This is a genomic window from Clostridium sp. (assembly GCF_032552055.1).
In the GTDB taxonomy this organism is placed as follows: Bacteria; Bacillota; Clostridia; order Clostridiales; family Clostridiaceae; genus Clostridium.
On sequence record NZ_JAWGSV010000183.1, the window covers coordinates 1 to 6,187 of the forward strand.

Genomic DNA, 6,187 nt, shown 5'->3' on the forward strand with positions numbered 1-6,187 from the left:
CCTTTAAAGTAATGGAAGAAAATGAAACAATAGTGGAAGATAAGGAAGCAGCAGCTAAGATATATGCTTCATTAGGTTTAGTTTTAAAAGAGTCAATTAAAAAATATAGAGAAAGTTATAAAGTAATGGATTCTCTAGTGGAAATTGATATTAATGATAAGAGTTTTTGTCCTTTCCCATATTTAGAAATTGAAACAACCTCTGAAGAAAGATTAAAAGAAATACTTGCATTACTTGGATATAGCATTGAAGACACAACTTCTAAAACTATTTATGAGTTATTAGAGGAAAGAGGATTAGCTAAAAATAATAAAGGTAAGGGATTATAAAAATTTTTGTAACAAAAAGTAAAACTTCTTAGTAATTTATAATAAGGATTTTATTAAGTACTAAGGAGATTAAGTATGGAATGGTTTATTAATCAAAGTCCAATAGTTCAAGGACTACTTGCAACAATTTTTACATGGTTAGTAACAGCCCTTGGAGCAGCATTAGTTTTTTTCTTTAAGAAGTTTGATAGGAGAATATTAAATACTATGCTTGGTTTTGGGGCTGGAGTAATGATTGCTGCAAGCTTTTGGTCATTATTAAGTCCTGCTATAGATCTTTCAGAACAACTAGGCTATAGTGGATTTATAATTCCAAGTATAGGATTTTTCCTAGGAGGAGCATTTTTAATTTTTGCAGATAAGCTTATGGATAAGTATTCATATGGCTCAGTATTAAAAAAAGAAGAGGTAGAAGAAAGTGAAGAAGGAAGTAGTTCCAAAGTAACTAAATATAGAAAGAGTATTTTGCTTGTTTTAGCAGTTACACTTCATAATATACCTGAAGGATTAGCTGTTGGAGTAGCCTTTGGTGGAGTAGCAGCAGGTATTCCAGGTACATCAATAGCGGCAGCTATAGCATTAGCCATTGGAATAGGATTACAAAACTTTCCGGAAGGGGCAGCGGTATCTTTACCATTAAGAAGTGAAGGGATTTCAAGATTTAAAAGCTTTTTATATGGCCAAGCATCTGGTATAGTAGAACCTATAGCAGGAGTAATTGGTGTAATAGCTGCTTTAACTGTAAGAAGTATGTTACCTTTTTTACTATCATTTTCAGCAGGAGCAATGATAGCTGTAGTAGGAGCTGAGTTACTACCAGAAGCATCTTTAGAAAATAAAAAATTAACTACTTTTGGATTAATACTTGGATTTATAGTTATGATGATTTTAGATGTAGCATTAGGATAAAATTTGTAATAAGTTTTAGCCTAGACTAAATTTCTTAGCCTACGTTAAAAACTCTTGCGCAATTAAGTACAAAAAAAGAAGTATCACATAGTGTGATACTTCTTAGTTTAATGGAATTAAGCTTGGTTAATTGATCCGAATAATTCCATTTTTTCTTTAACTGTAGCTTTAATAGCTTCAAATCCTGGAGCTAAAAGCTTTCTTGGGTCAAAGCCTTTTCCTTGTGTATCTTTTCCAGCTTCGATGTACTTTCTTGTACCTTCAGCAAATGCTAATTGACACTCAGTGTTAACATTGATTTTAGATACTCCAAGAGAGATAGCTTTCTTAATCATATCTTCAGGGATTCCAGTACCACCGTGTAATACTAGTGGAACGTTGTTTGTAACTTTGCTTATAGCTTCTAAAGCTTCAAAGCTAAGTCCTTGCCAGTTTTCTGGATATACTCCGTGAATATTACCGATACCAGCAGCTAACATTGTAACTCCTAAATCAGCGATTGCTTTACATTCGTTAGCATCAGCGATTTCTCCAGCGCCAACAACTCCATCTTCTTCTCCACCGATTGATCCAACTTCAGCTTCTAAAGATAATCCTTTTTCTGAAGTTAACTTAACCATTTCTGTTGTCTTAGCAATATTTTCATCTATTGGATAGTGAGATCCATCAAACATGATTGATGAGAATCCAGCTTCAATAGCCTTTAAAGCACCTTCGTAGCTACCGTGGTCTAAGTGAATAGCAACTGGTACAGTGATGTTTAATTCTTCCATCATTCCGTTTACCATTCCAACTACAGTTTTGAAACCACACATATATTTAGCAGCACCTTCTGATACTCCTAATATAACTGGTGAATTATTTTCTTGAGCAGTTAATAATATTGCTTTAGTCCATTCTAAATTATTGATATTGAATTGACCTACAGCGTATTTGCCTGCCTTAGCTTTATTTAACATTTCCTTTGCAGAAACTAACATGGTATAATACCTCCATTAATTTATATTTTATTACAATTAAGCTATAAAGTTAACTGTAGTAAGGAGAATAACTAAATAGTTGTCCTCATTACTATATATTATAACTCAAAATAGATTTAATTTAAACAAAAAAATTAGTTTTTGCCTTCCAAGGTATATAAATAATGAGAAAATTTCCATATATATTTAGTGTTTATTCAATTTAAATAATTATTTTTGAGTTTTTGTAAATAATTACTATGTAATTCAAATATTTTGATAAGATGAATCTAATAATATTTTATGGAGAATTTATATTATAATATATAATAGACAAAAGAGAGTGGAGGTTTAACTAATGAAAAACTTACAATTAGTTATTTTTGATATGGATGGGTTAATATTTGATACAGAAAGATTATCCTATGCTTCATGGAAGGAAGCGGCTAAGAAGTTTAATATAAATTTTGAATTAAGCTTACTTTATAAATTACTTGGAACCAATCATGAAAATGTTCGTAATGCATTATTTAGAGAATTTGGGGACAAGATAAATGTTGATGATTATATGGCAGAAAAAAGAAGAATTTTCTTTAAGAAAATAGAAAATGATGAGGTAGTAAAGAAACCAGGATTAGATGAGCTTTTAGAATACTTACAAGATAAGAATATTAAAAAGGCAGTTGCTACATCATCAAATAGGGAAGTTGCATATAATTTATTAAAAGATGCTAATATTTTTCATTATTTTGATTACATATTATGTGGTGATGAAGTTAAAAAATCAAAACCTGATCCAGAGGTGTTTTTAACTGTTGCTAAAAAGTTAGATGTAAAGCCTAATGAATGTATTGTCTTAGAAGATTCGGAAGCTGGAACTATAGCAGCAAGTAGAGGTAGGATGATGCCTATAGTAATTCCAGATTTAAAAGAACCAGATAAGGAAATAGAAGAATTAGCATATAAAAAGCTAAACAACTTAAAAGAAGTAATAGACGTAATTGAAAATCTATAGTAGATTATAAAATGCTAAGCATTTTATTAATGAAAGAATTAAAAAATTAAAGAATGAAAAAATGTTGAATAAAAGTCTTTATAGATTTTTTTATAATACTATCTTTATAATTTAGTAGGTTTTGCATAGCAAAACTTCTTAAATTTCTTCATTTTTTCATTCCTTCATTCTTTCATTTTTTATCTTTGCAATATTTATATGAAGTTATAAGAATGGTGGTGAGTTTAGTGAAGGGGAACCCCTTTACTATTGATTATGGAGTACATAAGTGAGATTGATATACAAGAGGCGATTATTCATATATTAGATTCTAATGGAGAGGAACCTGTTCTAAATGAATATAGTCTTGAATTAAATGAGGATATATATAAGTTTGTACACAGACATATCGAAAAGTGTTTTAAAGATGAAGAACTTAAATATGCTGTATTTAATGAAGAAAGAAATATAGTTAAGGAAGTTGTTCAAGATTATTTAAATGGTATAGATAATAATTTAATTGGATTATCTCAAGAGCTTGCAAGGCAACTATTTATAATAATGAAGGGAAATGTTAATATTCCATCTTGTGATTTACTTATAGTTTCAATAATAACAGATCAAGGTCCGATGATAGGAATATTAAAAATGGATTATGTAAGGAACTTTACTCATCAAGTAGATTTTATAGATAATAAGATTGGAATAGGTATTGTACCACAATCAGCAGGGCTTCCAGCTAGCAGTCAAAGAATTCAAAAGGCAGCATTTATAAAGCCTATAAGGGAAGAGGAAAAATATAACCTTATGATAATTGACAAGCAAAAGAAGAGTAAGGAAGAAGATGAATATGGTGCAAATTACTTTATAAACAACTTCCTTGGTTGTAGTATTATAAATAATGAAAGAGATATGACGAAAACTTTCCTTAAGGCTGCAGAAAATTGGACTAGAAATAATATTACAGAAGATGCTGATAAGGCTGAAAGAATAAGAACAGCTGTAAAGGCTAAATTAAAGGAAGAGGAAGTAATAAATATAGATAACTTATCTACTGAGCTATTTAAAGAAGATCCTCAAGTTCAAAATGATTTTTCTAATTTCGTTAAAGGGCATGGATTAGATGATGTAGCCATAGATAAACAATGGGTAGAAAAAAAGCTTAAAAGAGTAAGATTAAAAATAGATAAAGAGATAGACTTATATATTGATGAAGAAGCTTACCATGATAATAGTAAGTTTGAAATACAAAGAAATGGTGATGGAAGCATTAATATGGTAATAAAGCATGTTATAAACTATATAGAAAAATAAAATTCAAGATATAGATAGAATAAAGTATTATTTATTTTCTATTTAAAAGTAAAAGAGGTAATAAAGCTAAAGCAGTTTTATTATCTCTTTTATAATTTTAATTTTATTATCTCTTTAACAATTATTAGAATAAAAATTATATAATTTAATAATTTGTATAATTTATTAGGATAAACAACAACTTTAATAGCTGATATTTATTATTACTTAGAAATTAATAAAAGTTAATAATAGATATTGACAATGATGGTGTAAAGATTTACCATTGAATTATATAATAAATGTAAATTCTTGAATAATTTATAGTGTTTTAGAAAAATGCTAAATAATGAATTAAAAATATGAATTTACAAAAATAGATAGATTTAAAAAGGTTAAGGGAGTATCAATATGAGAGAGAATAATATATCTAAAGAGAAGTACATTACAATAGATAAAGCTTTAAGTTTAATTAAAAGTGGTGATGTAATAGTTACAGGATTGGGAGGTGCTGAGGCAAGGGATATTTTAAGTAATTTACATAAAATAGCTGATAAAGTTAAGGATGTTACGGTTACTACTTGTTTACCTCAAGTACCTGCTGAGTATTTTATGAATCCGGAATATAAAGATTCATTTAGAATGGATGGATGGTTTTATACTGGACCTATGAGAAAAGCTCAAAAAAATGGGAATGTATCACTTATACCGAATCATCTTCATTTAACAGCTTTTAAGAGACAATTTCATAAAAAGACAAATATATATATGGGAACAGCTACACCTCCAGATAAGCATGGATATTTATCTTTATCATTAAGTAATATTTATGAGAAGAGAATACTAAAAGAAGCAGATTTAGTAATATTAGAAGTAAATAAAAATTATCCAAGAACATTAGGTGATGTAGAGATTCATATAAGTGATGTAGATTATTTAGTTGAGACTGATTATCCAGTTCCAGTGCTTCCAGATTCTGAGCCTAATGAAAAAGACTTATTAATTGGAAAGTTTATAGCAGATAGAATTAATGATGGAGATTGTATTCAACTTGGAATAGGAGGTATTCCAAATGCAGTTGCAGCTTCATTAATGGATAAAAAAGACTTGGGGCTTCATACAGAGATGTTTACTACTGGAATAATGAATTTAATAAAGGCAGGAGTTATAACTGGTAAGAAAAAGAATTTTAATTATGGGAAACATGTTGCAGGTTTTGCTCTTGGAACAAAAGAACTTTATGATTTCTTGGATGATAATCCATCAATTATGATGATGGATGGATATTGGACAAACGATCCATATGTAATTGCACAAAATGATAATCAAGTTTCAATTAATACTTCTTTAGAAGTAGATTTAACTGGTCAATGTGCATCAGAATCAATAGGACCAATGCAATTTAGTGCAACAGGTGGACAATCTGATACTGCTGTTGGATCTCAAATGTCTAAAAATGGACGTTCATTTATAGCTCTTTATTCTACTGCTATGGTTAAGAATAAGGAAACAGGGGAGAGAGAAGAAATATCAAAGATAGTTCCATTCTTAAAACAAGGGGCAGCTGTAAGCTTATCAAGAAATGACGTTGATATGGTTGTTACAGAATATGGAGTTGCAGAACTTAGGGGCACAACTATTGCAGAGAGAGTTGAAAGGTTAATAAGTATAGCGCATCCAAAGTTTAGGGAGGACTTATTAAG

The 6,187-nt window shown here is 29.5% G+C and carries 6 protein-coding genes; 5 read left to right on the top strand and 1 reads right to left on the bottom strand.

Annotated features, from left to right (window positions below; translation table 11 throughout):
• Nucleotides 1–329: CYTH domain-containing protein (locus tag E6248_RS11670; protein WP_316340975.1), on the top strand; the 329-nt coding region annotated here is incomplete at its 5' end.
• A 75-nt stretch (nucleotides 330–404) separates the two neighbouring features.
• Complete coding sequence (locus E6248_RS11675) at nucleotides 405–1,238, top strand: ZIP family metal transporter (RefSeq protein ID WP_316340976.1); 834 nt, start codon at nucleotides 405–407, stop codon at nucleotides 1,236–1,238.
• Between the two features lie 116 nt (nucleotides 1,239–1,354).
• On the opposite strand, the gene fba is transcribed toward E6248_RS11675, so the two are convergent.
• Nucleotides 1,355–2,218: a class II fructose-1,6-bisphosphate aldolase gene (gene fba, locus E6248_RS11680; protein ID WP_316340977.1), complete on the bottom strand. Its 864-nt coding sequence runs from the start codon at nucleotides 2,216–2,218 to the stop codon at nucleotides 1,355–1,357.
• A 337-nt stretch (nucleotides 2,219–2,555) separates the two neighbouring features.
• On the opposite strand from fba, the gene E6248_RS11685 reads away from it, so the two are divergent.
• From E6248_RS11685 to E6248_RS11695, 3 genes are all read left to right on the top strand, one after another.
• Nucleotides 2,556–3,212 (top strand): HAD family phosphatase, encoded by a 657-nt coding sequence (locus E6248_RS11685; RefSeq protein ID WP_316340978.1) that lies wholly within the window; start codon nucleotides 2,556–2,558, stop codon nucleotides 3,210–3,212.
• A 255-nt stretch (nucleotides 3,213–3,467) separates the two neighbouring features.
• Nucleotides 3,468–4,505, top strand: a complete 1,038-nt coding sequence (locus E6248_RS11690; protein WP_316340980.1) for a nucleoid-associated protein — start codon at nucleotides 3,468–3,470, stop codon at nucleotides 4,503–4,505.
• A 390-nt stretch (nucleotides 4,506–4,895) separates the two neighbouring features.
• A partial coding sequence (locus tag E6248_RS11695) for an acetyl-CoA hydrolase/transferase C-terminal domain-containing protein (protein WP_316340979.1) occupies nucleotides 4,896–6,187 on the top strand: 1,292 nt, incomplete at its 3' end.

What these genes read in the sequence shown, in the direction of transcription:
- E6248_RS11675 (WP_316340976.1), top strand. Translation starts at nt 405, where the DNA reads ATGGAATGGTTTATTAATCAAAGTCCAATAGTTCAAGGACTACTTGCA.
- fba (WP_316340977.1), bottom strand. Translation starts at nt 2,218, where the DNA reads ATGTTAGTTTCTGCAAAGGAAATGTTAAATAAAGCTAAGGCAGGCAAA.
- E6248_RS11685 (WP_316340978.1), top strand. Translation starts at nt 2,556, where the DNA reads ATGAAAAACTTACAATTAGTTATTTTTGATATGGATGGGTTAATATTT.
- E6248_RS11690 (WP_316340980.1), top strand. Translation starts at nt 3,468, where the DNA reads ATGGAGTACATAAGTGAGATTGATATACAAGAGGCGATTATTCATATA.